The organism is Halodesulfurarchaeum formicicum (assembly GCF_001886955.1).
In the GTDB taxonomy this organism is placed as follows: domain Archaea; phylum Halobacteriota; class Halobacteria; order Halobacteriales; family Halobacteriaceae; genus Halodesulfurarchaeum; species Halodesulfurarchaeum formicicum.
On the sequence record NZ_CP016804.1, the window covers coordinates 283,960 to 306,548 of the forward strand.

Sequence of the window (22,589 nt, forward strand, 5' to 3'; positions counted from 1 at the left end):
TCGAAGTCAGTGGGTCAGCACGAGCAGTTTCTCTCCCGTGCGGGCCAGACAGATCGGTCCGGACGGCGGCGTCTGGAAGGAGTGGACCGCATTTTCGGTCACCAGCAGTCGCTCGAAGGGTTCGCCGCAGGCCGGGCAGGCATACTCCGCGCGGTTTTCGAGCAGCGTCCGCTCCCCGTCCTGGCGAAGCAACTTGAGCCCGTGGCGATAGTCGTGGATCGAAAAGCCGTCTGACAGGTCAAGGGTCTCCATCGATTGTAGTGTGTTTGTCCCCGTCAGTAGAACGCCTCGACCAGTTCGTCGTAGGCGGCCTGGAGCCGTTCGGTCACCGGGCCCACTTCGAAGGGCTGGTCGTCGAGTTTGCCGATCGGCCAGACCTCGCCCGTGGTGTTGGTCAGGAAGAGCTCATCGGCCTCCCGCAGGCGCTCCGGGCGGTAGCGGCCCGTCTCGACCGGGATGTCGAGGTCGGCCGCGAGTTCGAGTACGACATCTCTGGTCACGCCGGCCAGGATCGGGCCGTCGAGGGAGGGCGTGTGTAACACGCCGTCTTCGACGAAGAAGACGTTGGCCGTGGTCCCCTCCGCCACGTAGCCCTCGGTGTCGAGCATGATCCCGTCGTCGGCCTCGATGGTGCCGTCCGCGGCTCGAAGCTCCAGGCGGGCGAGGATGCCGTTGAGGTAGTTGTGGGTCTTCAGGCCCGGCGGAATCGCGTCGGGGTGGTTGCGCCGCGTTTCGACGAGTTGCACCGTTGCTGGCCCGTCCCAGCGTGGGGTCCCGTGGACGCCCGCCCGCGGGAGTTCCTTCACGATGATTACCACCGTCGGGTCGACCTCCGGCTGGGGGGTCAACGCCCCTGGCTGTCGCCCCCGCGTGATCGACATGCGGACGTAGGCGTCTGCCAGGTCGTTCGCGTCGAGTGTCGCCTCGACGCGCTCGCGGAGGTCCCCGGGAATGACGTCGGGCATTCCCAACAGCTCACAGGTGTTCTGGAGTCGGTCGAGGTGTTCCGCCCACTTGAAGAGGGTCCCGCCGTAGGCTCGCAGCGTCTCGAATCCGGCGTCACCGTACTGAAAGCCCCGGTCGTCGACGGAAACTGTCGCCTCGGCTTCGGGTACCAGTTCGCCGTTTACGTGATACTGCATACTTCGGCGATAAATGCGCGAACGATATCTTTCCCCCGGTCGGTGAGGATACTCTCCGGATGGTACTGGGCCCCGTAGTGAGGCTCGTCCGCGTGGCGCACCCCCATCACGAGTTCGGGTTCGTCATCGGTCCAGGCCGTCTCCTCCAGGCAGTCCGGGAGGTTCTCGCGCTCGACGCCAAGGGAGTGATACCGGCCCGCCTCGAACTCGGCAGGCAGGGCCGCGTAGATCCCCTTGCCGTCGTGGGTCACCACCGAGGACTTCCCGTGGACCACACCCGGCGCGTGATCCACCGGCGCGCCGTGGACCGCACAGAGCGCCTGGTGGCCCAGACAGACCCCGAGCGTGGGATAGGAGAGCTCCTCGAAGATCGGCATCGAGACCCCCGCGTTCTGGGGGATCCCCGGCCCTGGCGAGACGATGATGCCGTCCGGGTCGAGGGCTCGAATCCCGTCCAGGTCGATCTTGTCGTTCCGGCGGACCGTCACCTCGCCCGCGAACTCCCCGGCGTACTGCACCAGATTGTAGGCAAAGGAGTCGTAGTTGTCGACGACCAGCAGGTGTGGCGCACAGTCGCTCATTCCTCCACCTCCAGGGCGCCCGCATCGAGGGCCGCGTCGACGGCGTTCAGGAGTGCCCGAGCTTTGTCCAGGGTCTCGTCGTACTCCCGGTCGGGGACCGAATCGTGGACGATCCCGCCACCGACCCGGAGGTGGTACTGGTCGGCGTGGCGAACCAGCGTCCGGATGACGATGTTCAGGGTCGCCCGGCCGTCGAACCCGATCGCGGCCATGCTTCCCGTGTACGGCCCGCGACGGGTCTGTTCGAGTTCCTCGATGATCTCCATGGTCCGGGGTTTCGGCGCGCCGGTGATCGTTCCGCCGGGGAACACCGCCCGGATGGCATCCACCACGCTTTCGTCCTCCCGGAGTTGGCCCGAGACCAAAGAGACCAGATGCATGACCTCGGAGTAGCGATCGACACGCCGGTACTCATCGACGGTGACGGTGCCGTATTCGGACACCTTGCCCAGATCGTTGCGTTCCAGGTCCACGAGCATCGCGTGCTCGGCGCGCTCTTTCTCGTCGCCAGTGAGGTCGGCTTCGAGTTGTTGGTCCTCGGCTTCGGTCTCGCCACGGGGCCGCGTGCCAGCGATGGGTTCGGTCTCGATCCGGTCGCCCTCACGTTCTAACAGGAGTTCGGGACTCGCACTCACCAGATCGACCCCCGGGTATTCGAGCAGGCCGGAGTACGGGGCCGGGTTCACCGTCCGGAGCGCGTCGTAGGCCTCGACCGGGTGGACCGCTGCGGGGGCTTCCAGCCGCTGGGAGATGTTGACCTGGAAGGTATCGCCCTCGCGGATGTAATTTTTCACCCGTCCGACCCGCTCGGCGTAGGCGTCCCGGTCGGTTCGACTCTCGAAGGCTGCGGTGGCTGCCGTCGCCGGGGGTGCCCCGACTGCGGGGTCGCCCTCCTGGATGGCCGTCGCGAGGGCGTCCAGCCGGTCGCGGCCGCGGTCGTAGGCTGCTTCGGGGTCCCCCTCGACCCGTGGCGAGGCGACGAGGAAGAGTTCGTCCTCGAAGGGCATTCGCCAGGCGGCGATGGCCTCGTAGACACCGAACTGGAGGTGTGGCAGGTCCCGATCGTCCGCCGCCATCGTGGGGAGCTCCTCCAGCTCCCGGACGACATCATAGGAAAGCCAGCCGAAGAGCCCGCCCGGATAGGGGATTTCACAGTCGGTCTCGACGAGCGCCTCCGTTTCGAGTGTCGCTTCGAGTCGGTCGAGGGCTCCCTGCCCGTCGACGGTGAGAAATTCGGTCGGCTCGACACCGAAGTAGCCCCAGCCCTCGCGGCCGCCGGAGGTCTCGAAGAAGAAGGAGGGCTCGGACCCACGAGCCCGGCGGTAGGCCATCCAGGGGGTCGCCTCCAGCCGACCGACGATCGGGACCCGCGCCCCGTCGGGGGCACCGGCGGCCCGCTCCGCGAACGCCGATCGGGTGGTCGATACCGTGAACGGTCGCATAATCGAGGAAGGTCGGCCGCGGCTCAAGACACTTTGGGTTGGCCCCGATCAGACCGGTTCGTCGAACTCGTCCTCGAAGTCCCGCTGCTCGCGGTAGTCCGCGACGAACTCCTCGACGTCGAAGGTCGCCAACTCCCTGGTGAATTTGGCGGCGGCCGAATCCGCCTCGGCGTTCTCCACGGCCTCCTGCATGAGATCGATCACCGTCTCGACGACGATCTCGTGGAGTCGCTGGGCCTCGAAGTCGGCGATCCAGGCGACGGCAAACCCGGTCGTCCCGTCCTCGGAGGCGTCGTGAGTGACGATTCGGTCCGGGTGGGCCTCCATCACCAGTCCCATCAGCGGGATCGTGCCGAACTCCTCGATCTCCCCGCCCTCGGTGACGATTGTCTCCGCCAGAATGTCACTTACCTCCTCCGGCAGGAACCGGGACGGCGGGTGGGGATCCATCACGACCGCATGGGTCTCCCCACAGTCACAGTCGAACTCTCGCATGCCCAGATCGAGGTCGGCCACCGCCTTCTTTTCGCCACAGGGCAGATCGATCTCCGCGTCGCTCTCGTGATTCGGGACGCCGGGCTGGGCCGTCATGGCCAGTCTGTACGCTCCACGTCCCCGTCAGGCTTGCGTTGCGCGCCGACGGTCCAGTCGGCGGCCGCTGCGGCCTCCTCGACCGGGAGGTACTCCCAGCCGGCCGCCTCGACTGGCTCCCGATCGGTCTCCCCGTCGGTGACCAGGACGTAGCGATCGGCCTCGTACTCCGCCATCACGCGCTCCAGGGTTTCGAGGATGCCCTCCTTACGAGTGGTAAAATCCGGTCGAATGCGTCGCCTGCGGGTGAACCTGGCGAGTCGGTCCGGGCCTGCCTCGGTCACGACGCCCGTGAACTCGGTAAAGCGCCGAGCGTCGGCGAAGGCCGTCCCCGGTTCCGTCAGGGACTGGAGTGCCGACAGCTCGAAAGCGAGTGTCATCCCGCCCCCGTCCGATATGCTCATACCTGGACTGGGGGCGATTCGCGCAAAACGGCTTCGGTCCCTATGCGTCGATCTCGACGTCCACGTCCAGGTCCTCGACGTCGAAGTTCTCCTGGAGGAGCACGTCCTTCTGATCGGCAACCTCGGCCCCGCTCTTGATGATGGCCTTGAATTTGGACTGGGCCGCCATGTCGCCGATGAGGACCCCGCCGATCAGCTGGCCGTCCTCGAAGGCGAGCCGCCGCCAGGTCGTCTCGTCGTACTTGCGCTCGGCTTCGTCGTCGCCCTCGGTGGGGTAGCCAAAGGAGAGGAACGGGAAGTCAAAGTGGGTGATCGAGTACGAGGAGACCCAGCGGAACGCCTCGGTCTCGACGTCCTCGCCCGCGTCCGCGAGCATCGTCCGGGCCGCCAGGTCGCCCTGTTCCTTCGCCGAGCCCCAGGAGCCGTTCTGGGCCTCGCGGCCGACGATCGGGTCTTCGAAGACCACGATGTCACCGGCCGCATAGACGTCCTCGGCGTCGGTCCGCATGTACGAATCCGTGTGGATCCCGTCGCTGTCGGCCTCGACGGCCGTCCCCTGGAGCAGTTCCGTGTTGAAGTTCAGGCCGATGGCCGCGCCCACGAAGTCACTCTCGTAGCGGTCGCCGTTGGCGTCGATGGTGGCCTCGACGTGGCCGTCCTCGTCCGTGACGAACTCCTCGACGCCGGACTCCAGAACGAGTTCCACACCCAGGTCCCGCATCGCGTCGTGCATGATCTCGGCCCCCTCCAGGCTCAGCGCGTAGCGCCACCAGCGGTTGCCACGCATGATGTACCGGGCGTTCTCGACGTCGTGTGCGCCGGCGATCGCAGCCAGGTCGATGCCGAGCAGGCCGGCCCCGACGATGACGGCGTCGTCTGCGGCTTCCATCCCTTCCCGGATGCCACGGGCGTCCTCGAAGGTCCAGAAGTGATGGACGCCCTCGGCGTCACTGCCCGGGACGGGGAGCTGGGTCGGGGTGCCACCCGTGGCGACAAGCAGCTTGTCGTATTCGATGGTGTCGCCGGTGTGGGTGTGAACCTCGTGGGCCTCGTCGTCGACCTGCGTGACGTGGGTGTTCAGCTGCAGGTCGATGTCCCGCTCGCTGTACCAGTCGCCGTCGTGGATCGAGACCGGCCCCTCGGGCATCTTGCCCTTCGCGAACTCCTTGATCAGAATCCGGTTGTAGAGGGCCTCGCCCTCGTCGGTGATGACGGTGATGTCCGCCTCGTCGTCGTGCTCTCGCAGTGTCTCGGCCGCGGTGCTGCCCGCGATACCATCGCCAATAATTACGTACGACGCGCTCATATTCGGCCCTTCACCGTCGCCCCTAAAGTGGATTGCTATATCAGTCAGCCGTTCCCGCCGGACCCACACGTTTCTTGAGCCATGTTCTGGAGGGTCTGGGACCCTCCGGTCACCAGCGGCTCGCCGTGGCCGGAGACGAGCACCTCGATTGGCGGGAGTCGGCTCGCTAGCGCGTCCACACTCGCCCGGAGTTGGTCGGTATCCTGGCTCAGATACCAGGGCGGCAGCGAGAGGGCCTGGCCGTCGCTGAACACCAGATCGCCCACGAAAACCACGTCCAGTTTCTCGCTAAAGTAGGCGGTGTGGCCTGGCGTGTGGCCGGGCGTGTGGACCGCGGTGAACGATCCGATCGTCTCGCCGTCCTCGACTGGTGAGACCGGGACCTGGGGAGGCTTTCGGAAGAATTCGGTCAGGCGCTGGAAGAGCCGTTTCCGATCGCTGAGTCTCGGAGTCAGGTCCCCGCGCACGTAGTCGGCGTCCGCTCGCCCGACGTGGATCGCTTCGGCCTCGGGGAACGCTCGCAGACCGCCGACGTGGTCGAGATCGAAGTGTGTCACGAGGACTCGCTTTATTCGATCCGGATCGAACCCGATCTCCCGGACGGCCTCGCGGATCGCCGGTCCGTCCCAGGGGAGCCCCGCGTCGATTAGCGTCAGCACGTCGTCATCGACGAGCGACACGTTGACCCGGGGCCGTTCGACGAGCCAGACCTCGTCAGTGAGTTGGCGTGCCATGTACGAGAAAGCCGACCCGGGCTACTCCTCGGCGTAGACCATCTCGGCGATGGTCCGGCGCGTGCCCTCGTCATCGTCGCCCTCGTATTTGTAGTGTGTGTCCGGCTCCTCGTCACGGGTTGCGGTGTGTGAACCATCACAGAAGGGGTAGTCGGCGGACAGGCCACACATGCAGATGGCGACGTTCCCCTTCTCGGGATCGATGTCTTCTTCGTCGATGATCTTCGGGCCGGTGGCTTCGTGGGTGATTTCGCGGGCCATACCACCTGTTTCGCTGGCCCGATACTTATACTCCGATGACAAAACGTGGCTATTCCTGGGCCAGTACGAGGTCGGCGACGGTCTCTCCGGCCACGACCCCGCCGTCCAGGCTCCGCTCGGGGTACTGCGCCCGGGAGGCCATGCCGGCGTAGTAGACTCCCTCGCCGACAGCGGCCTGAAGGTCGAAGGGAATCACCGTCTCCAGGTAGCCGCGCTCGTAGACCGGGGCCGTTCGCCGGTTTCGACTCGTCTCGATCCAGTTGATCGCCTCCCGGTCGAAATCGGGGAACAGCGACTCGATGCCCGCGAGCCACGTCGATTCGATCTCCGAATCAGTTTGCTCCCACAGCGGGTCGTCCATCGACTGGACGTACTTCGGCACGTAGAGCAGGTGTTCCCCGCCGTAGTGCTCGGGGTCGACGAAGTTCGTGTGCTCGATGAGCGCGCCGAAGGGAGCCTCGTCGCCGATGTTCAGCCAGTAGGTATCCGTCAGCGGTTCGTCCATCGAGACCACCGAACAGACCGTCCCCTGGAAGGACACGTCACTCTCGTAGCCGGTCAGATCAGCCAGGACGTCTGGCATCGTCGCGACGATCACGGCCTCGACCTCGCGAGTGCCGGATTCCGCACCCTCGACGGTGATCGACTGGACGCTGTCGTCGACTTCGACAGCCGTCACGCGCGTGCCCGTGACGACGTGTTCCTCGCCGATCGCGTCCACGAGGGCGTCGATCAGCCGGCCGAAGCCCCCGTCGAGGTAGCCAAGCGGTTCGCCACGCAGCAGGTCCCGCTCGCCACGGAAGCGGACTCGCCCGAGAAGCCAGGCCGCGCTTACCTCGGTCTTTCGTTCGCCGAACTTGGCCTCCAGGAGCGGTTCGAAGAAGTTCTCGTAGACGCCGTCGGTGGTGTGTTCACGGACGAAGTCCTCGATCGGCACGTCCTCGTAGGCGGTCAGGTCCTCGTACGCCCCGGGGCTGGGAATCCCACCCCGCATGTCCACCCCCAGGACGAGCATCCCGAGCCGGAACGTGTCATAGACGCTCAGATATGGGTAGGCGGCGATCTCCCAGGGCGTATCCAGCGGATAGACCGTCCCGTCCATGTAGTAGGCGTTCTTGCCGATCGGCCACTGCAGGTCGGGTCCGAGCCCCAGTTCGTCGATCAACTCGACGATCCGCTCCTCGGACTTCGAGAGGTGATGGTAGTACCGCTCGATTGGGTCCCCGGCGGTCTCGTAGGTCCCGGCCAGCCCACCGACGGCCTCGGCGGCCTCGTAAACCCGGACCTCCCGGCCGGCCTGCCGGAGCCGATAGGCGGCGGCGAGTCCCGCGATGCCACCCCCGACGATAGCGATCATACTCCATCCTCCGCGAGCCGGGTGGAATAGGATTGTGATCGGGCCGGTTGGACTGGTTGCGATTTCAAAACAAACCTTAAAACCTCTCCCGGTCGAATCTTTGCCCACTCACTATGGATATTGCCGACATCGCGACGGCGGACTACATCGAAGTGCCCGTCGACCGACGACTCGGGAAGGTGCGATCTATCTTCGAGCAGGAACACCCCAAGGGGATCATCGTTATCGAGGACGGCGAGTACCGCGGCGTGATCACCGAACGACAGCTCCTCCAGTCCCACGTCGAGGACGACGCCAAGGCCGAGGCGCTGGCAAAACACGCTCCGAAGGTGTCTCGCACGGAGGACATCCGAGAGACGGCTCGGATGCTGGTCGAGGGCAACACCAAGGTGGCCCCGGTCTTCGAGGACGGCTCCCTCTGGGGGATCGTCACCGAGGATCTGATCCTGGAGGCGGTGCTCGACAACCTCGATGCCCTGGACGTGGCCGACATCTACTCCACGAACATCGTCACGGTCACCGAAAGCGACACGGTCGGGCAGGTCATCAACCGCCTGCGGGAGAACGGCATCTCCCGGCTGCCCGTTCTCGACGACGCGGGTGACCTCACCGGCGTCGTGACCGTCCACGACGTGGTCAACGTGGTCATCCGGGACATGTCCAAGGCGACGGTGGGGGACCGCCGCGGCGAGGTCGAGCGGGTGCTGGACCTGCCGGTGTACGACATGATGTCCAACCCGGTCGAGACGGTCACGCCGACGGTCTCCGTCGAGGACGCCGTGCGGACCATGCTCGCGGAGGATATCGGCGGCGTCGTGGTTACCGATCCCGACGACGACCGACGGGTCGACGGCGTGGTGACCAAGACCGACGTGCTGCGGGCGCTGACCTTCACCGAAGAGCAGCAGATGGACGTGCAGATCACCAACATCGACCTGCTCGATACCCTCTCCCGCGCGGAGATCCGCGAGCGCATCACCGCCGCGGCGGACAAGTACAGCGACATGCAGGTCCAGCACGCTCACGTGCGGTTCCACAAGCACAACGAGAAGCTCCGTGGCACGCCGCTGATTCAGGCCCAGATCCGGCTCCGGACCAACCGCGGGCAGGTCGCCGGTACGGGTGAGGGCTACGGCTCCGACAACGCCTTCCACGTCGCGATGGACAAGCTGGAGCGGAACGTCCTCGAACTCAAGGACATCCGCGCGGACGAGGAGTACGAAGGCCAGTTGCTTCGCAAGCTGAACGAACTGTAGACGGCGGCTCCGGTCGGCGCAGGTTTTTTTTTGGGTGGTAATTCTCCAGAGTTCCCCGCTTCAACTCACTTCCAGATGGTCGTCTCGCTCGCGAACTCCACATCAGCGGTGACGATCGCTTCGGTGTCCCGGACTCGATGATTCGCTATCAGCAGGGCGTCGTGTAGCGTGTGGTGGGTAACGAGGCTGGCAAAAACCGCGAGGTCCTGCTCGTCGCTCGGAGCGACCTGAACCGGGCCGTCGTTCACGAGCCCGCCCAGCACTTCCTTCGCCGAAACGTCGACCTCGATGCCCGCGATTTTCCCCTTCTTCGATGCAGCCCAGATGGCTTCGCTGACGGCCACTGTTGGTGCTTCGAGCACGTCGATCCCTTGTTCGGCCCGCTCGAAAACCTCGTCTGCGGCTGCCGGCAGTCGATCGACGAGATAGTGGGCCATAGCCACGCCGTCGACGGTGTAGCGAGTCACGGATGCCACTCCGTCCGACGCTTCTTGCGGATCTCGGCCGCCATCTCTTCGGCCATCTCCTCGCGTTTTTCTGCCGCAACGTCTTCGACTAACATGCCACGTCCCGCCGAGCCCGTCGCCTTCTTGATCCGAATCCCGTCTTCGGTCTTTTCCCAGCGGATTTCGTCTCCCTCATCGAGGCCAAGCTCGTCGCGGAACGCTTTTGGGATCGTCACCTGGCCCTTCCGGGTGATACGGGTCGTTTCGCTCTCGATATCGTTCCCCGTACTCATTATCAAGTACTACGGGCCGTAGTACCATTAAAACGTTCGGCGGGTTGGTCGTTTCCACGCTGTGTTACTTTAACTGAAGCGGTAGCGCGGAGCCCCATCCCTCAAGGAGTGACCGAAGAGAGCGGGTAGAGAGGGGAGGAGCGCGTTCGCATAAGCTACACACACCGGAATTTAAGTAGCCGCAGATAAACATTGAAACTGTGGCAACGGACTATGTGCGTCGGACGGCAATCACTCGCCTCTTGGTGACTGACGAGCAACGTGATCTGCTCGAAGATACCATCACCGAGTGGAAACGTGGTTGCCAACTCGCTACGGACATGGCGTGGGGTAAGTGCAACGCAAAAAGCGATGTACAGCCCCTCGCCTACGACGACGTGCGTGAGCAAACCGACCTCAGTAGTCAGCACGCGATTCTTGCTACCCACCAAGCCGCACAAGCCATCACCGGCTGTATCGAACGCCGGTCTAAGGGCAAGAAGGCTACCAAACCGACCTTCAGCGCTCCGACGGTGAAATACGACACTCGGACGATGACGCTGTTTGAGGACGATACAGTATCTCTCGCAACCACAGAGAGTCGCGTCAGATGTGAACTTGCCTTGCCCGAGGACGACGACGGCTACCAGCGACAGTACCTTGATTCAGAGGAGTGGAACGTCACCGAAAGCACGCTAACCACTCGTGACGGTGACTTCTTCTTACATATCGGTTTCCGTCGACACAAGACCGATACCGAACGGGACACCGCCGAGGACGGAACGGTCCTCGGGGTTGACCTCGGCATCGAGAACCTTGCCGTCACCAGCACTGCCTATTTCTTCAGCGGGCGAGAGCTAACCCACGACCTTCGCGAGTTCGAGAAGGTACGCACCGGCTTGCAACAGACCGGGACACGAAGCGCCCACCGGACACTCGAACAGTTGAGTGGCCGGGAACTGCAGTACATTCGCGACGTGTTACACCGGGCGTCGAACGCCATCGTTGACGAAGCACGTCGGTACGAGTGTGATGTGATTGCGTTCGAGGACTTGACGCATATCCGTGAGCAAACGGGGGCGTCGTGGGGCCATAAGTGGGCGTTCCGCACGCTCTACGAGCAAGTCGATTACAAAGCAGAGGCAGTTGGAATCTCCGTGAAACAAGTTGGGCCAGCATACACGTCGAAACGGTGTGCAGAGTGTGGATTCACGGCAGACGAGAACCGCTCAACTCGCAACGATTTCTGCTGTCAGAAGTGCGGGACAGAAGCGAACGCAGATTACAATGCGGCGAAGAACATCGGTATGCGCTATGTCCGTCGGGGCCAACAGTCGTCTCGGCGGACGGGCGACAGTCAACTCGCCCTAAAGTCTGGAACAGTGACGCCGAACGGCGGATTTACTGCCTACCCGGACGGGTTTGAGGCCGAGTTCACGGACAAGCCCCACCCTCCACGAGCGAAGTCTTCTGACTGAGCGAAGTAGGGTGGGGTAGTTGACCCCCACTAGGGTCCGTCTGAAACCATGGCCAAAACCGGCCACTTGCGCCCTGCTACTCCCCGCTGGCTGTTAGTAGTTTCGTCGACCCACAATAGCCCGAAAACCCCCGGGGGGTCGATGAACCTACCGTCGCTCGGCGTCTTCGATCCCCGCGCCAGTAATTTGAAAGTCCGCCTGCTCGCCCTCCGGCTTGGCCCGGTGTTTCTCCAGGATCGCCCGCCGGTTTCCACCCTTGTAGCGGTCGAGGCGAACGATCGTCCCGGTCCAGTGCGAGAGGGTGTGCCCGCCCAGGGGTTTGGGTCGGCCCGACTCGCTCTCGGGATCGCTGAAGACCTGGTTCGTGAGCACGACCGCGAGATCGTGCTTTCTGGCCAGCGCGAGCAGGTGGGTCACCTGGTCGGCGACGGCCCGCAGTGTGTCCCCTCGCTCCGCGTCGCCGGTCCGCTTCAGGCGGTAGAAGCCCGTCGCGCTGTCCAGGACGATCAGGTCCATCCGCTCGGCGAACTCCGCGGCGTCCCGCACCGCCTCGGCCTGCTCCTCGAAGTCCGTCGCCTCGGTCACGACGATGTTCCGCGCGACGGCCTCGGCCTCGTCGGTCTGGCCGTCCAGGATCTGCTCGAAGCGCTCGACGGACAGGCCCTCGGTGTCGACGTAGAGGGCCTCACCGCCCGCCTTCGCCACGGCGACGCTGGCGCTCAACGCGAGGTTGGTCTTGCCCGCGCCGGGCGGGCCATAGAGCTGGGTCGCCGTCCCGCGCTCGAACCCGCCACCGAGGAGGTCATCGAGAGCCCCACAGCCGGTGGGCACGTCGTCTGTCACGGGCGGGAGTTGGTCGCCATCGGTTGAAAAGCCCCCGGTGTTGCCCGGCGCAACGTTCATCCGTCTACCAATCGCACTGTAACACATCCCCACAGGGCGACCATGAACGAAGTCCAACTCGAGGTGGCAAAGGCCTACCCGAACGACTCGGGCCGCGGTATCGCTCGTCTCGATCCGGATACGCTGTTGCATCTCAAACTCAGCCCCGGCGACATCATCGAGATCGAAGGGGCGGAGTGGACGGCCGCGAAGGTCTGGCGGGCCGACCGCCAGGACTGGAACAGCGACACCGTCCGGATCGACGGGTTCACCAGACAGAACGCCGACGTCGGCATCGGCGAACGGGTCACCATCCGGAAGGCCAGCACCGAACCGGCCGACCGACTGGTGCTCGCGCCGCCGGAGGACGCAAGCGTGCAGTTCGGCTCGGACGCGGCCGGAATGGTCAAACGCCAGATCCTCAAACGCCCCGTCGTCGCCCACGATATCGTCCCCGTGATGTCCAGCACCAACCACCCCTTCATGCGCTCGCCGGGGCAGGCGATCCCGCTGATCGCCGTCGAGACCGAGCCGGAGGGTACGGTGCTGATCACCGAGGACACCGAAGTCGAACTCCGCGAGGAACCCATCGCCGGCTTCGAGCGCACTGGCGGCGGCATCACCTACGAGGACATCGGCGGCCTGGACAAGGAGATCCAGCGGGTCCGGGAGATGGTCGAGTTGCCGATGAAACACCCACAGGTGTTCAAGAAGCTCGGCATCGAGCCACCACAGGGCGTACTCCTCCACGGCCCGCCCGGGACGGGCAAGACCCTCCTCGCGAAGGCCGTGGCCAACGAGACCGCCGCGAGTTTCTTCTCCATCGCCGGCCCGGAGATCATCTCGAAGTACTACGGCGAATCCGAACAGCAACTCCGGGAGATCTTCGAGGACGCCAAAGAGGACGCCCCGGCGATCGTCTTCATCGACGAACTGGACTCCATCGCGCCGAAACGCGAGGACGTGACCGGCGAGGTCGAGCGCCGGGTCGTCGCCCAGCTGTTGACCATGATGGACGGCCTGGAGGGACGTGGTCAGGTCATCGTGATCGCGGCGACCAACCGGGTCGATGCCGTCGATCCGGCGCTGCGTCGTCCGGGCCGATTCGACCGCGAGATCGAGATCGGCGTTCCGGACGAGGTCGGCCGCGAGGAGATCCTGCGGGTTCACACCCGCGGGATGCCCCTGGCCGAGGACGTCGAGCTCTCCGAACTCGCGGATGACACCCACGGCTTCGTGGGCGCGGACATCGAGTCCCTCTCCAAGGAGGCTGCGATGCGGGCGCTCCGTCGCTATCTCCCCGAGATCGACCTGGACGAACAGGAGGTGCCAGCCTCGCTGATCGACCGGATGATCGTCACCGAACGGGACTTCGAAGGGGCGCTCAACGAGGTCGAGCCCTCGGCGATGCGGGAGGTGCTGGTCGAACTCCCGAAGGTCACCTGGGACGACGTCGGTGGCCTCGAATCGGTCAAATCCCAGATCAAAGAGAGCGTCGAGTGGCCCCTCTCCGGTGCGGAGAACTTCGAGCGCCTGGGCGTGGACCCGCCTGCGGGCGTGTTGCTCTACGGGCCGCCCGGGACGGGCAAGACCCTGATGGCCAAGGCGGTGGCAAACGAGACCGACGCCAACTTCATCAGCGTGCGCGGGCCACAGCTCCTCTCGAAGTGGGTCGGCGAATCCGAGAAGGCCATCCGCCAGACCTTCCGGAAGGCCAGACAGGTCAGCCCCACGGTGGTCTTCTTCGACGAACTCGACAGCCTGGCCCCCGGCCGGGGCCAGGACGCGGGCAACAACGTGTCCGAGCGGGTGGTCAATCAGTTGCTGACTGAACTCGATGGCCTCGAACAGATGGAGGGGGTCATGGTCGTCGCCGCGACGAACCGTCCCGATATCATCGACCCCGCGCTGATTCGCTCGGGCCGGTTCGACCGCCTGGTGATGGTCGGCCAGCCCGACGAGGCTGGTCGCGAGGAGATCCTGCGGATCCACACGGCGGACACGCCGCTCTCGCCGGACGTGAGTCTGCGGGAGATCGCCGAACGGACCGACGGCTTCGTGGGTTCGGACCTGGCGACAGTCGCCCGGGAAGCCGCCATCGAGGCGCTGCGGGACGACCCCGACGCCGAGGCCGTGGAGATGCCACACTTCCGGGCGGCCCTGGAGGACGTGCGTCCGACGGTGACCGATGACCTGCTCGAGTACTACGACCAGGTCGAAGAAGAACTGACAGGAGGGACGGGCCCCGCCGCTACGGGTCGGGACCACGAACGCCACGTCGGCTTCCAGTAATTACTCCTCGGGCTCGTAGTCGACGGTCATCGCGTTGACCTGGCCGGTCTGGCCGGGTCGGGAGGTCACCCGCGCGAAGCCGAGTTCGGTCTCGATGATCGCGCCCTTCGTGATGATGTTCCGGCGAGCGTAGTTCGGGTTCGCGGGGTTGTCGACGACGTTCTCGATCTCGACGCGTTCGGTCTCGCCCTCGGTCGTCACGTTGGCGACGTTGGTCGCGAGCGCGCGGATCTTCGAGGTGTTGCCTCGGCCCGCCACCGTCCGGTAGGACGGCTCGTCGAACTGGGTCTCGGTCGGGTTGTTGCCGAGCTGGTGTTTCTTCTTGTTCGCGTGGGGGTGGATGCGACCACCGGTCTTGGTGCGCGTAGAGCGGCCCTGATCTTGCATACCCATATCCAGCCCCAGCGCACACTTTAACCCCTCGCTTGGGATCGGGGAACCGAACCGTTTAGGGTCGGCGGGCCATCTCTCCCACGATGAGTCTGCGTGTGGCGGTCGCCGCGCCCTTCCAGCGGGCGGGGCGGGACCAACTCACCGAACAGGCCTTCGTGGTCGATCTGGCGGTGGATCGCAACTGGGTCTCCCCCGATCAGGCAAAGACGCTGATCGAACTCGGCCAGAAGCGGGGGCTTCTCCAGTCGGCCGACGAGGAACTCCAGGCCACGTTCGACCCAACCTCGGTCACCGTCCCCGACGGGTTCGTGCCGGACGAGGCGCTCTTCCAGGACCAGTCGCCGATCGAGGCGATAATCGACACGCTCGTCGCGTCGGGGCTGGACCGCCGCGAGACCGTCGCCGCGATCAACACCCTCCAGGAGTCCCTTTCGGTGACTGCCGGGACGGCGGGCGTGCTCTACGCTCGAAAGCAGGGCGTCGATGTCTCCGAGATCGCCACCGAAGTCACCACGGAGTTGCGTTCCTGATGGTCGAGGACGAGATCACCGATCCCGACCGGTTGGCGACGCTGCTCCGGGCCGAGATCGAGGGGTTCACCGACCCGCCCTTCGATCGACTGACGGTCGTCGATCTCGACGCCGAACCCGACACTCTCGACACCCCGGCGTTTGCCGTTCAGGACGGCTCGGAGCCGGTCTTCGAGGCGACCAAACAGGATACGCGATTGGTTCTCTCCTTCAGCGAGGCCCCCGCGACCGTGGCCGAGGCGGGTCGCGAGGCCGGGCTCCGGGTGCGACCGAAGGCGACGACGCCGCCGGCAACACTGCTCTTCGTCGAGCGCGGGGCGGCGGTGAAACGGGTCATTGATGTGCTCCGGGCGGTACTCCCGTCCCAATGAGCTTCTTCGCGGCCCTCGGGGACCGAATCGATCGGATCGACAGCGTCGTGAGCGTGGGGCTGGACCCCGACCCGGCCCGGCTTCCCGACTCGGTTCGGGACGCTGATTTACCTCGATTCGCCTTCAACCGCCGGATCATCGACGCGACCCACGAGTACGCCGCGGCCTACAAGCCAAACGCCGCCTTCTACGAGGATCCCGACGGCTGGCGGGCCCTCCGGGAGACGATCGCCTACGCCCACGGGAAGGACGTGCCGGTGCTTCTGGACGCCAAGCGCGGGGACATCGGGAACACCGCCCGCCAGTACGCCGACCTGCTCGAACACGCCGACGGGATCACGGTCAACCCCTATCTGGGCGGTGACTCCCTGCAGCCCTTCCTCTCGAAGGCCGAGAAGGGCGTGTTCGTCCTCTGCCGGACCTCGAACCCGGGTGGGGCGGACCTCCAGGACCGCGAACTGACCGACGGTCGGACCGTCTACGAGCGCGTGGCCGACCTCGCGGCCGGCTGGAACGAACACGGCAACGTAGGGCTGGTGGTGGGGGCGACGGCACCGGACGAACTTGAATCGCTGCGGGATCGGGTGCCCGAATTGCCATTTCTCGTCCCCGGGGTCGGAGCACAGGGCGGGGACATCGAGGCCGCGGCGACGGCCGGTCTGGCCGATGGCGTGGGCCTCGTGAACTCGTCCCGGGGAATCATCTTCGCTGGCGAGGACGGACCGAACTGGGAGCGGGCGGCTGGCGTCGCGGCCAAACGGCTGCGCGATGAGCTGAACGCCTACCGGGGATGACATCCTCCGCGCGGTGAACCGCGTGGTTTCCTCCGTGGGAGTCTCAGCCTGTCTAAGATTCCCCGGAAGCAACATTCCCGTCACGGTGGACGGTACTCGGGTCTGTGCGCTGTTGTTTGGGACGATGAGAGTGTGATAGCTCCAGCCATTCGTGGCTGTCCCACTCCAACCGCACGGGCCGTGCCATCGGCCTGACTTCTTTGTTCGTATACCGCTTCAGGAACGTTTCTGACGCTGTAAGGTCGGCGTGTCCCTCGAACCCACACGGGCAGGTGAGCGTGTCCTGATGCCGTGTCGTTCGGTCTGTGCCGCCACACTGGGGGCACTCTTGGCTGGTCCACGCTTCCGACCGGACTTCCACCGAGATACCGTATTCCTCGGCGGTACTGACCAGTCGGTCGGTGAATTGCTTGAACGCCCAGAAGTTGTGTGTCTTGGCGTTCACCCTGACCGACCAGTGTCTTTCGAGTACGTCGGTCAAGCCACCGATATATACAGTATCGACACCTTCGGCGTACAGCCGTTCCAGCAGGTCACGACACAGTGCTTCTTGGGCGTGGTCGCGGCGACGAGTCCGTTTCCGGTACAGCCGCCGGATACGTTTGCTACTGTATCGGCCTTCCCGTAGTCGTCCGGAAGACTCCGTCTTCCGTGATTCCGAGAGACTCCGTCTCTCGGGCAACTTGGACTGTAACCGGGCGATTTCTCGCGTCGTCTCACGGAATCGTTGGAACAACTCGCGGCCTTCGTACAGGTATTGCTCGCCAGTTGTGGTGGTACAGGCAACGAGATTGTTCGCACCAATGTCCAGAGCGGCCTTTTCGTCGGCCAGTGGAGTATCCCGTGTCTCGGCAGAAAGAGTCACGGGTTGCGAAGCTCGGAAGGTGCCGTCAGTCTCGTCGTACCACAGGTCCAACCGACCCTGTTTCTCGTATTCGGGCCAATTCGGGTCGCCAGCGATTTCGAGTCGGAGACGCCCGGTGTGATCATATCGGTCTTTCAACTCGCTCCCGACAAGTATCTCAAGTCGGGACCGCTCGCCCCATTCGACGGTGTACGACGTGTTGCGAATGACGCCTTTGAGTACACGTCCATCGTCCTCGTTCCCACGGAACCCCGGGGGTTCTGGGTGTTCCGTAACCGACGTATTCGACTCGTCGTGGTACTTGTTCTTCGTGTCGAAGAACCCGCGCCACGCTTCGCTGTTTTTGCGTATCACCTGTTGGGCGGTGGACGCGCCGAGAACGCTTTTGTATTTGCCTTCGAGTCGGCCTGTATCGGCGTCCCATACGCCGCCGTCGAAGCCGTCCTCGTCGTTGTACCGCATGAGGCGCTGGTAATTGACCTCGTTCCAGAGAGCGGCGGAAGCGTCCAACAGGTCCCGTAGCAGTTGCTCTCCAGTATCGGAAAGCGGTCGCACAGCGAACGTGTACGCTTCATGCCACAATTGTTTTCACGTCTGTACGTTAAATAAGTCTTGTGCGACAATGCGACCAGCAATAGATATTTCACATGGACTACACGGACGGGTGAAAGACTACGCCGAAGCAAACGACCTGTCGCTCGATGAAGCGTATATCGAGGTGCTGGAAACGGGACTCGAAACGTTGGAGACTCAAGACCAGAAGTAACGCGGCGGTTTCTCACGGGAGCTTACGCGATTCACGCCCGCCCTGTTCAGTCCTCGGTTCCGACGTTCTGTCGGAACGCTCGCCCCTCACGGTAAGGGCGGGACTCTCTCGCTGTTACAGGTAGGCTTAACTCCGACACTCCCGAACCCCCGTTCATGGCCGGTGACCGGGCCCTGCTCCAGGAGGCGCTCTCGCAGGGCGAACGGACCGACGGCCGCGTCGAGTTCAAAGAGCGGCTCTCCCGGGAGGTCCATCTCTCCGAGGCACGCTTCGAGAGTCTGGCGGCACAGCTTCGCCATCGCGTACTCTCCGGGGACGGCGAGGCCACCTACGTCGTGGGCGTGACCGACGACGGCGCGATCGCGGGGATCTCACAGGCGGCCTTCTCCGAGTCGATGGACGTGTTGAGCCTGCTGGCCGAGGAGGCCGGCGCCCACCTCGAATCCGTCGAGACCTGGGGGACCGAAAACGGTGGGCTGGTCGGCGTGGCGACGATCCAGGACGGCGGGGCCCTGGAAGTCGCCACCGACCACCTCATCGTCGGCACGGCGGGCCACGTCGATCACGGCAAGAGCACCCTGGTCGGTAGCCTCGTGACCGGCCGCCCGGACGACGGCGAGGGCGGCATGCGTTCCTACCTGGACGTCAAGCCCCACGAGGTCGAGCGCGGACTGAGCGCGGACCTCTCGTATGGGGTCTATGGCTTCGACGAGGCGGGCCCGGTTCGAGTCGAGAAGCCCGACCGGAAATCAGAACGCGCGGCGGTCGTCGAGTCCGCCGACCGGGTGGTTTCCTTCGTCGACACCGTGGGTCACGAGCCCTGGCTCTCGACCACGATCCGGGGGCTGCTCGGCCAGAAACTGGACTACGGGCTGCTCACTGTCGCCGCCGACGACGGGCCAACCGCGACCACCCGGGAGCACCTGGGCGTGCTTCTGGCGACGGACCTCCCGACTATCGTCGCGATCACCAAGACCGACATGGTCGACGAAGCGGCCGTCGAAACCGTCGAGCGGGACGTCGAGCGCCTGCTCCGCCAGGCGGGTCGGAGCCCGCTTTCGGTGTCCCGCCACGGCGTCGAGGCAGCCATCGAGGAGATCGGGGACGGCGTGGTGCCCATCGTCCGGACGAGCGCGGTCACGATGGACGGGCTCCCGATCCTCGATACGTTCTTCGAGTGTCTGCCCAAGACCGCTGCAGCGGGCGGTGACTTCCGGATGTACATCGACCGGACCTACCGAATCACGGGCGTGGGGCCAGTTGCCTCGGGCACGATCGAGTCGGGAACGGTCGAGGCGGGGGACGAACTGCTCGTCGGTCCGGTCGGGGAGACTGGATTCCGGCCGGTCGAGGCCCGGTCGATCGAAACCCACTACCACCGCGTCGATCGAGCCGAAGCGGGCCGGATCGTCGGGATCGCCCTGTCGGGAATCGAGGAGTCAGACCTCACTCGAGGGATGGCACTGGTGCCCCGATCGGCCGATCCGACCCCGACCCGGAGCTTCGAGGCCGAGGTGATGGTGCTCAACCACCCGACTCGCATCCACACGGGCTACGAACCGGTCGTCCATCTGGAGACGGTAAGCGAGGCCGCTCGCATCGACCCGCTGGACGGCCAGTTGCTCCCGGGGGACTCCGGCCGGGCACAGATCACGTTCAAGTTCAACCCCTACCTCATCGAGGAAGGCCAGCAGTTTGTCTTCCGCGAGGGACAGAGCAAAGGTGTTGGGACCGTAACAGCTATTCCCGGACGCGACTCCCATTAGGGGGCGTGTTCTGCCTGAACCACCACAGCAAACCACCCAACGACCCAACACCACGGTACGTCAATCCAACCCATGCCCTCCCGGTCACAACTCGCGAAAAGCAAGCGAATCCACCGCCGTACCGGCCGGACCTTCTATCTCGCCACTCGACTGTTTCCCAAGGACGTGCGTGAGGCGACCTACGTCCTCTATGCCTTCTTCCGCATCGCGGATGACGTCGTCGACACCACCGAGGATCGATCGCCGGACTCCCAGCGCGAGCGACTCGAACATATCCGGGCGGCCGTGCTCGGGCGGGCCGAGACCGACGAACCAGTGTTGCTCGCCACCCGGGAGCTCCTCGTCAAGTACGATATCCCCGAGCACGAGGTCGAGTCCTTCATCGACGCCATGGTCGCCGACATCGACCACGAGCCCTACGCGACCCGAGAAGAACTCGACGCCTACATGCGCGGGTCGGCGGTGGCCGTCGCGAACATGATGCTCGCGGTGATGGACGTCGACGACGAGGCCGCAGCCCGTCCGCACGCCGCTGCTCTCGCTGAGGCCTTCCAGCTGACGAACTTCCTCCGGGACGTGCGCGAGGACATTCGGGATTACGACCGCGTTTACCTGCCGGGTGAGGTGCGGCAGGCCTACGGGGTCACGATCGACCAGCTCGAAGCCGGCGAGGCCGACACCGGGTTCCGTCGGACCATGCAGGTCGAACTCGCCCGGACCGAAGCGCGGTATCGTGTCGGCGTGGCGGGGATCCGTCACCTCCCCAAAGGGACCCAGTTTCCGGTGCTCGCCGCCGCGGTGCTGTACGCCGAGTACCACCATGTCATCGCGAGCCAGGAGTACGACGTGCTGAGCGAGCGCCCCTCCCTTTCGACCTGGCGCAAGCTCTCCCTGGTTGCTCGCACCCGACTGCACTGGGCGCTCTCTGGCGATCCCGTGGCCGTCTTCGACCGCGTAGCCGCCATCGGCGAGCCCGACCACCTCGACCGGGAGCCCCTACCGCCAGTCGAGGCGCCGACCCAGTAGTGTCGGCCGGATCGCGGTGTCGAACCGATCGGTTCGAGCCAGTCCCAGTCCCAGGAGGACCGCGAGGATCGCGGGGACCAGGTGCCCGAAGTAGAGGTTGATCCCGCCCCAGAGGATGACGAAACTCACCAGATCATCGAGCATGAAGGGAGTTCGAGCCAGTCGATCGAGCAACGCGGTGCCATCGAGCATCCAGTCGAAGATCCAGACAGAGACGGCCCCCGAGAGGACCCAGCCCGCGTAGTTCGAGGCCGGAACGCCGTAGTAGGCCCCGCCCTCGGCGTAGGCCCAAAAGCCCAGGCCGACCGCGCCGGGGTCGAGCACCAGATCCATCGCGAGGACCATCCCGAGCGTGCCGAGAAGCCTGACTGGGGTCGAGCGGGCCCGGTCCCCGGCCAGCAGGACGACGAGCAGGTAACTGTTCAACACCAGCGGGAAGAAAAAGACCGGCAGGCCCAGTGGCACCGACCCGAAGAGCATCGGCCCAAGTTCGATCAGGTAGGCAAAATCGCCGTAGGGGAGGCCGGTGTGGACGCCCACCAGTTCGATGCCGTAGGCGTAGCCGGTGAGCGCGAGCAGGCCGATCGCGCCGCGGCGGTCGAGGAGCGGGAGCACGCCGACGATCAGTGGGAGCCGCATCACCGCGGTCCCGAAGAGGACCATCGTGGGCTGGAAGGCCAGCGGCTCCGGGACCCAGCCTTCCGCACTCCCGAGCAGCAACAGCGCGCCGACCACGGGGAACACGACCGCGATGGTGAACCGGTTCTCGGAGACCAGCGTCTCCAGCCGGCCCTCGATGGCCCGCCTATCCATAGACGAATGATGAGAGGCCGCCGACGGTCAAGAGCCCACCGACGAGTGTGTTCACCGCGGGATACCACCAGTAGGCCCGGTCGATCGATATTCCGGCCCGACGGATTCCCCAGAGCAGGATCGGGTAGACGGCGAGAACGGCCCCGAGTCGCCAGTCCAGCAGCCCGAAAGAGAGCGCGGCGCCGGTCCAGAGCAGCCCGCAGTACCGGACTGCGCCGCGCTCGCCCAGCCAGGTGGCGGTGGTCCGCAGGTCGGCCGCCCGATCCGGCTCGATATCGGGAATCGCCGAGAAGGTGTGCATCGCCATCGCCCAGAGCCAGCCACCGAAGACGGCGGCGAGGGGCGGTTGACTCCCCGCGAGCGCGGTGAACGTCGCCAGTCCCGGGAGGATGTAGAGCCCGTTCGAGAGCGAATCGAACAGGGGCCGCGCCTTGAACCGGAGCGGCGGGGCGGAATAGGCCGTCGCAAGGAGGGCCCACCCGGCCAGTGCCGGCCAACTCGCCCGTGGGAGCGTGGCCGCGACGGGCACCAGCAACAGCCCGCTCCCCAGCACCGCGACGGTGACCGGCCACTGGTCCCGGTAGCGGGCTTCCCGGCCCCCCTTTTTCGGGTTGTATTGGTCCGTGTCCCGATCGAAGATGTCGTTGACGCCGTAGAGATAGACGTTCGCGGGCAGGAGGAAGTAACCAACGAGCAACCCGACGGTGGGTGAGAGAAGCGCATCGAGAGTCGACGCGCCGTAGGCGGCCCCCACGAGCACGGGCCCGGCCAGGTAGAGCCAGAATCGGGGCCGGGAGAGGACGACGAGATAGCGGAGCATG

The 22,589-nt window shown here is 65.1% G+C and carries 25 protein-coding genes; 8 read left to right on the plus strand and 17 right to left on the minus strand.

Annotated features, from left to right (window positions below):
* Window positions 1-6 precede the first annotated feature (6 nt).
* The 10 genes from HSR6_RS01390 to HSR6_RS01435 are packed head-to-tail and all read right to left on the minus strand — an operon-like array spanning window position 7 to window position 7,818.
* Window positions 7-252 (minus strand): DUF7385 family protein, encoded by a 246-nt coding sequence (locus HSR6_RS01390; protein WP_071932598.1) that lies wholly within the window; start codon window positions 250-252, stop codon window positions 7-9.
* Between the two features lie 23 nt (window positions 253-275).
* Window positions 276-1,142: an aminotransferase class IV gene (locus HSR6_RS01395; RefSeq protein ID WP_070364264.1), complete on the minus strand. Its 867-nt coding sequence runs from the start codon at window positions 1,140-1,142 to the stop codon at window positions 276-278.
* Entirely contained in the window at window positions 1,127-1,723 is a 597-nt protein-coding gene (locus HSR6_RS01400) for an anthranilate synthase component II (RefSeq protein ID WP_071932599.1), read from the minus strand. Before HSR6_RS01400 ends, HSR6_RS01395 begins: the two co-directional genes overlap by 16 nt.
* Window positions 1,720-3,165, minus strand: a complete 1,446-nt coding sequence (pabB, locus tag HSR6_RS01405; protein WP_071932600.1) for an aminodeoxychorismate synthase, component I — start codon at window positions 3,163-3,165, stop codon at window positions 1,720-1,722. The genes HSR6_RS01400 and pabB overlap by 4 nt, the downstream gene beginning before the upstream one ends.
* Window positions 3,166-3,213: 48 nt before the next feature.
* Window positions 3,214-3,756, minus strand: a complete 543-nt coding sequence (locus HSR6_RS01410) for a DUF5815 family protein (protein WP_070364267.1) — start codon at window positions 3,754-3,756, stop codon at window positions 3,214-3,216.
* Window positions 3,753-4,160, minus strand: coding sequence for a DUF7124 domain-containing protein (locus HSR6_RS01415; RefSeq protein ID WP_198400424.1), 408 nt, complete (start codon window positions 4,158-4,160; stop codon window positions 3,753-3,755). Before HSR6_RS01415 ends, HSR6_RS01410 begins: the two co-directional genes overlap by 4 nt.
* Before the next feature lie 40 nt (window positions 4,161-4,200).
* Window positions 4,201-5,466: an NAD(P)/FAD-dependent oxidoreductase gene (locus HSR6_RS01420; RefSeq protein ID WP_070364268.1), complete on the minus strand. Its 1,266-nt coding sequence runs from the start codon at window positions 5,464-5,466 to the stop codon at window positions 4,201-4,203.
* Window positions 5,467-5,510: 44 nt separating this feature from the next.
* A complete protein-coding gene (locus HSR6_RS01425) occupies window positions 5,511-6,200 on the minus strand; it encodes an MBL fold metallo-hydrolase (protein WP_071932601.1) in 690 nt (229 codons plus the stop codon).
* 21 nt (window positions 6,201-6,221) lie between these two features.
* Window positions 6,222-6,461, minus strand: coding sequence for a CDGSH iron-sulfur domain-containing protein (locus HSR6_RS01430; RefSeq protein WP_071932602.1), 240 nt, complete (start codon window positions 6,459-6,461; stop codon window positions 6,222-6,224).
* A gap of 49 nt (window positions 6,462-6,510) precedes the next feature.
* Window positions 6,511-7,818, minus strand: coding sequence for an NAD(P)/FAD-dependent oxidoreductase (locus HSR6_RS01435; protein ID WP_071932603.1), 1,308 nt, complete (start codon window positions 7,816-7,818; stop codon window positions 6,511-6,513).
* Between the two features lie 113 nt (window positions 7,819-7,931).
* Here HSR6_RS01435 and HSR6_RS01440 point away from each other — a divergent pair, with 113 nt between their 5' ends.
* Window positions 7,932-9,074 carry a CBS domain-containing protein gene (locus HSR6_RS01440; RefSeq protein WP_071932604.1) on the plus strand — a complete coding sequence of 381 codons (1,143 nt, stop codon included), beginning with the start codon at window positions 7,932-7,934 and terminating at the stop codon, window positions 9,072-9,074.
* A 65-nt stretch (window positions 9,075-9,139) separates the two neighbouring features.
* Here HSR6_RS01440 and HSR6_RS01445 read toward each other — a convergent pair whose 3' ends face one another.
* Together HSR6_RS01445 and HSR6_RS01450 are read right to left on the minus strand one after the other, a co-directional pair.
* Window positions 9,140-9,541 (minus strand): hypothetical protein, encoded by a 402-nt coding sequence (locus HSR6_RS01445; RefSeq protein WP_071932605.1) that lies wholly within the window; start codon window positions 9,539-9,541, stop codon window positions 9,140-9,142.
* Window positions 9,538-9,813, minus strand: coding sequence for an AbrB/MazE/SpoVT family DNA-binding domain-containing protein (locus tag HSR6_RS01450; RefSeq protein WP_071932606.1), 276 nt, complete (start codon window positions 9,811-9,813; stop codon window positions 9,538-9,540). Before HSR6_RS01450 ends, HSR6_RS01445 begins: the two co-directional genes overlap by 4 nt.
* Before the next feature lie 200 nt (window positions 9,814-10,013).
* On the opposite strand from HSR6_RS01450, the gene HSR6_RS01455 reads away from it, so the two are divergent.
* Window positions 10,014-11,270 (plus strand): RNA-guided endonuclease InsQ/TnpB family protein, encoded by a 1,257-nt coding sequence (locus tag HSR6_RS01455; protein ID WP_071932607.1) that lies wholly within the window; start codon window positions 10,014-10,016, stop codon window positions 11,268-11,270.
* A gap of 147 nt (window positions 11,271-11,417) precedes the next feature.
* On the opposite strand, the gene radB is transcribed toward HSR6_RS01455, so the two are convergent.
* Window positions 11,418-12,113 carry a DNA repair and recombination protein RadB gene (gene radB / locus HSR6_RS01460; protein WP_070365891.1) on the minus strand — a complete coding sequence of 232 codons (696 nt, stop codon included), beginning with the start codon at window positions 12,111-12,113 and terminating at the stop codon, window positions 11,418-11,420.
* A gap of 102 nt (window positions 12,114-12,215) precedes the next feature.
* On the opposite strand from radB, the gene HSR6_RS01465 reads away from it, so the two are divergent.
* Window positions 12,216-14,444, plus strand: a complete 2,229-nt coding sequence (locus HSR6_RS01465; RefSeq protein ID WP_071932608.1) for a CDC48 family AAA ATPase — start codon at window positions 12,216-12,218, stop codon at window positions 14,442-14,444.
* On the opposite strand, the gene HSR6_RS01470 is transcribed toward HSR6_RS01465, so the two are convergent.
* Window positions 14,445-14,831 carry a 30S ribosomal protein S8e gene (locus tag HSR6_RS01470; RefSeq protein ID WP_070364277.1) on the minus strand — a complete coding sequence of 129 codons (387 nt, stop codon included), beginning with the start codon at window positions 14,829-14,831 and terminating at the stop codon, window positions 14,445-14,447.
* 89 nt (window positions 14,832-14,920) lie between these two features.
* On the opposite strand from HSR6_RS01470, the gene HSR6_RS01475 reads away from it, so the two are divergent.
* From HSR6_RS01475 to pyrF, 3 genes are read left to right on the plus strand one after another with little or no spacing between them, the layout of a single operon-like run.
* Entirely contained in the window at window positions 14,921-15,367 is a 447-nt protein-coding gene (locus HSR6_RS01475; RefSeq protein ID WP_070364278.1) for a DUF2240 family protein, read from the plus strand.
* A complete protein-coding gene (locus HSR6_RS01480; protein ID WP_070364279.1) occupies window positions 15,367-15,738 on the plus strand; it encodes a hypothetical protein in 372 nt (123 codons plus the stop codon). Before HSR6_RS01475 ends, HSR6_RS01480 begins: the two co-directional genes overlap by 1 nt.
* On the plus strand, window positions 15,735-16,532 hold the full coding sequence (gene pyrF / locus HSR6_RS01485; protein ID WP_070364280.1) for an orotidine-5'-phosphate decarboxylase: 798 nt from the start codon (window positions 15,735-15,737) through the stop codon (window positions 16,530-16,532). Before HSR6_RS01480 ends, pyrF begins: the two co-directional genes overlap by 4 nt.
* A 52-nt stretch (window positions 16,533-16,584) precedes the next feature.
* On the opposite strand, the gene HSR6_RS01490 is transcribed toward pyrF, so the two are convergent.
* On the minus strand, window positions 16,585-17,952 hold the full coding sequence (locus tag HSR6_RS01490) for an RNA-guided endonuclease InsQ/TnpB family protein (RefSeq protein WP_233488544.1): 1,368 nt from the start codon (window positions 17,950-17,952) through the stop codon (window positions 16,585-16,587).
* A gap of 366 nt (window positions 17,953-18,318) precedes the next feature.
* On the opposite strand from HSR6_RS01490, the gene HSR6_RS01495 reads away from it, so the two are divergent.
* Together HSR6_RS01495 and HSR6_RS01500 are read left to right on the plus strand one after the other, a co-directional pair.
* On the plus strand, window positions 18,319-19,929 hold the full coding sequence (locus HSR6_RS01495) for a GTPBP1 family GTP-binding protein (protein ID WP_070364282.1): 1,611 nt from the start codon (window positions 18,319-18,321) through the stop codon (window positions 19,927-19,929).
* A gap of 72 nt (window positions 19,930-20,001) precedes the next feature.
* Window positions 20,002-20,955 carry a phytoene/squalene synthase family protein gene (locus tag HSR6_RS01500; protein WP_071932610.1) on the plus strand — a complete coding sequence of 318 codons (954 nt, stop codon included), beginning with the start codon at window positions 20,002-20,004 and terminating at the stop codon, window positions 20,953-20,955.
* Here the strand turns inward: HSR6_RS01500 and cruF are convergent.
* Together cruF and HSR6_RS01510 are read right to left on the minus strand one after the other, a co-directional pair.
* A complete protein-coding gene (gene cruF, locus HSR6_RS01505; protein ID WP_070364284.1) occupies window positions 20,926-21,768 on the minus strand; it encodes a bisanhydrobacterioruberin hydratase in 843 nt (280 codons plus the stop codon). The two genes, HSR6_RS01500 and cruF, sit on opposite strands and share 30 nt — an antisense overlap.
* Complete coding sequence (locus HSR6_RS01510) at window positions 21,761-22,588, minus strand: prenyltransferase (RefSeq protein WP_070364285.1); 828 nt, start codon at window positions 22,586-22,588, stop codon at window positions 21,761-21,763. Before HSR6_RS01510 ends, cruF begins: the two co-directional genes overlap by 8 nt.
* Window position 22,589: the final 1 nt, after the last annotated feature.

Bases quoted from the DNA above. Each gene is read 5' to 3' on its own strand.
- HSR6_RS01440 (WP_071932604.1), top strand. From the start codon at position 7,932: ATGGATATTGCCGACATCGCGACGGCGGACTACATCGAAGTGCCCGTC.
- HSR6_RS01500 (WP_071932610.1), top strand. From the start codon at position 20,002: ATGCCCTCCCGGTCACAACTCGCGAAAAGCAAGCGAATCCACCGCCGT.
- HSR6_RS01470 (WP_070364277.1), bottom strand. From the start codon at position 14,831: ATGCAAGATCAGGGCCGCTCTACGCGCACCAAGACCGGTGGTCGCATC.
- HSR6_RS01425 (WP_071932601.1), bottom strand. From the start codon at position 6,200: ATGGCACGCCAACTCACTGACGAGGTCTGGCTCGTCGAACGGCCCCGG.
- HSR6_RS01410 (WP_070364267.1), bottom strand. From the start codon at position 3,756: ATGACGGCCCAGCCCGGCGTCCCGAATCACGAGAGCGACGCGGAGATC.
- cruF (WP_070364284.1), bottom strand. From the start codon at position 21,768: ATGGATAGGCGGGCCATCGAGGGCCGGCTGGAGACGCTGGTCTCCGAG.
- HSR6_RS01395 (WP_070364264.1), bottom strand. From the start codon at position 1,142: ATGCAGTATCACGTAAACGGCGAACTGGTACCCGAAGCCGAGGCGACA.
- HSR6_RS01495 (WP_070364282.1), top strand. From the start codon at position 18,319: ATGGCCGGTGACCGGGCCCTGCTCCAGGAGGCGCTCTCGCAGGGCGAA.
- HSR6_RS01415 (WP_198400424.1), bottom strand. From the start codon at position 4,160: ATGAGCATATCGGACGGGGGCGGGATGACACTCGCTTTCGAGCTGTCG.
- HSR6_RS01475 (WP_070364278.1), top strand. From the start codon at position 14,921: ATGAGTCTGCGTGTGGCGGTCGCCGCGCCCTTCCAGCGGGCGGGGCGG.
- HSR6_RS01420 (WP_070364268.1), bottom strand. From the start codon at position 5,466: ATGAGCGCGTCGTACGTAATTATTGGCGATGGTATCGCGGGCAGCACC.
- HSR6_RS01480 (WP_070364279.1), top strand. From the start codon at position 15,367: ATGGTCGAGGACGAGATCACCGATCCCGACCGGTTGGCGACGCTGCTC.
- pyrF (WP_070364280.1), top strand. From the start codon at position 15,735: ATGAGCTTCTTCGCGGCCCTCGGGGACCGAATCGATCGGATCGACAGC.
- HSR6_RS01400 (WP_071932599.1), bottom strand. From the start codon at position 1,723: ATGAGCGACTGTGCGCCACACCTGCTGGTCGTCGACAACTACGACTCC.
- HSR6_RS01390 (WP_071932598.1), bottom strand. From the start codon at position 252: ATGGAGACCCTTGACCTGTCAGACGGCTTTTCGATCCACGACTATCGC.
- HSR6_RS01430 (WP_071932602.1), bottom strand. From the start codon at position 6,461: ATGGCCCGCGAAATCACCCACGAAGCCACCGGCCCGAAGATCATCGAC.
- HSR6_RS01450 (WP_071932606.1), bottom strand. From the start codon at position 9,813: ATGAGTACGGGGAACGATATCGAGAGCGAAACGACCCGTATCACCCGG.
- HSR6_RS01465 (WP_071932608.1), top strand. From the start codon at position 12,216: ATGAACGAAGTCCAACTCGAGGTGGCAAAGGCCTACCCGAACGACTCG.
- HSR6_RS01510 (WP_070364285.1), bottom strand. From the start codon at position 22,588: ATGCTCCGCTATCTCGTCGTCCTCTCCCGGCCCCGATTCTGGCTCTAC.
- pabB (WP_071932600.1), bottom strand. From the start codon at position 3,165: ATGCGACCGTTCACGGTATCGACCACCCGATCGGCGTTCGCGGAGCGG.
- HSR6_RS01435 (WP_071932603.1), bottom strand. From the start codon at position 7,818: ATGATCGCTATCGTCGGGGGTGGCATCGCGGGACTCGCCGCCGCCTAT.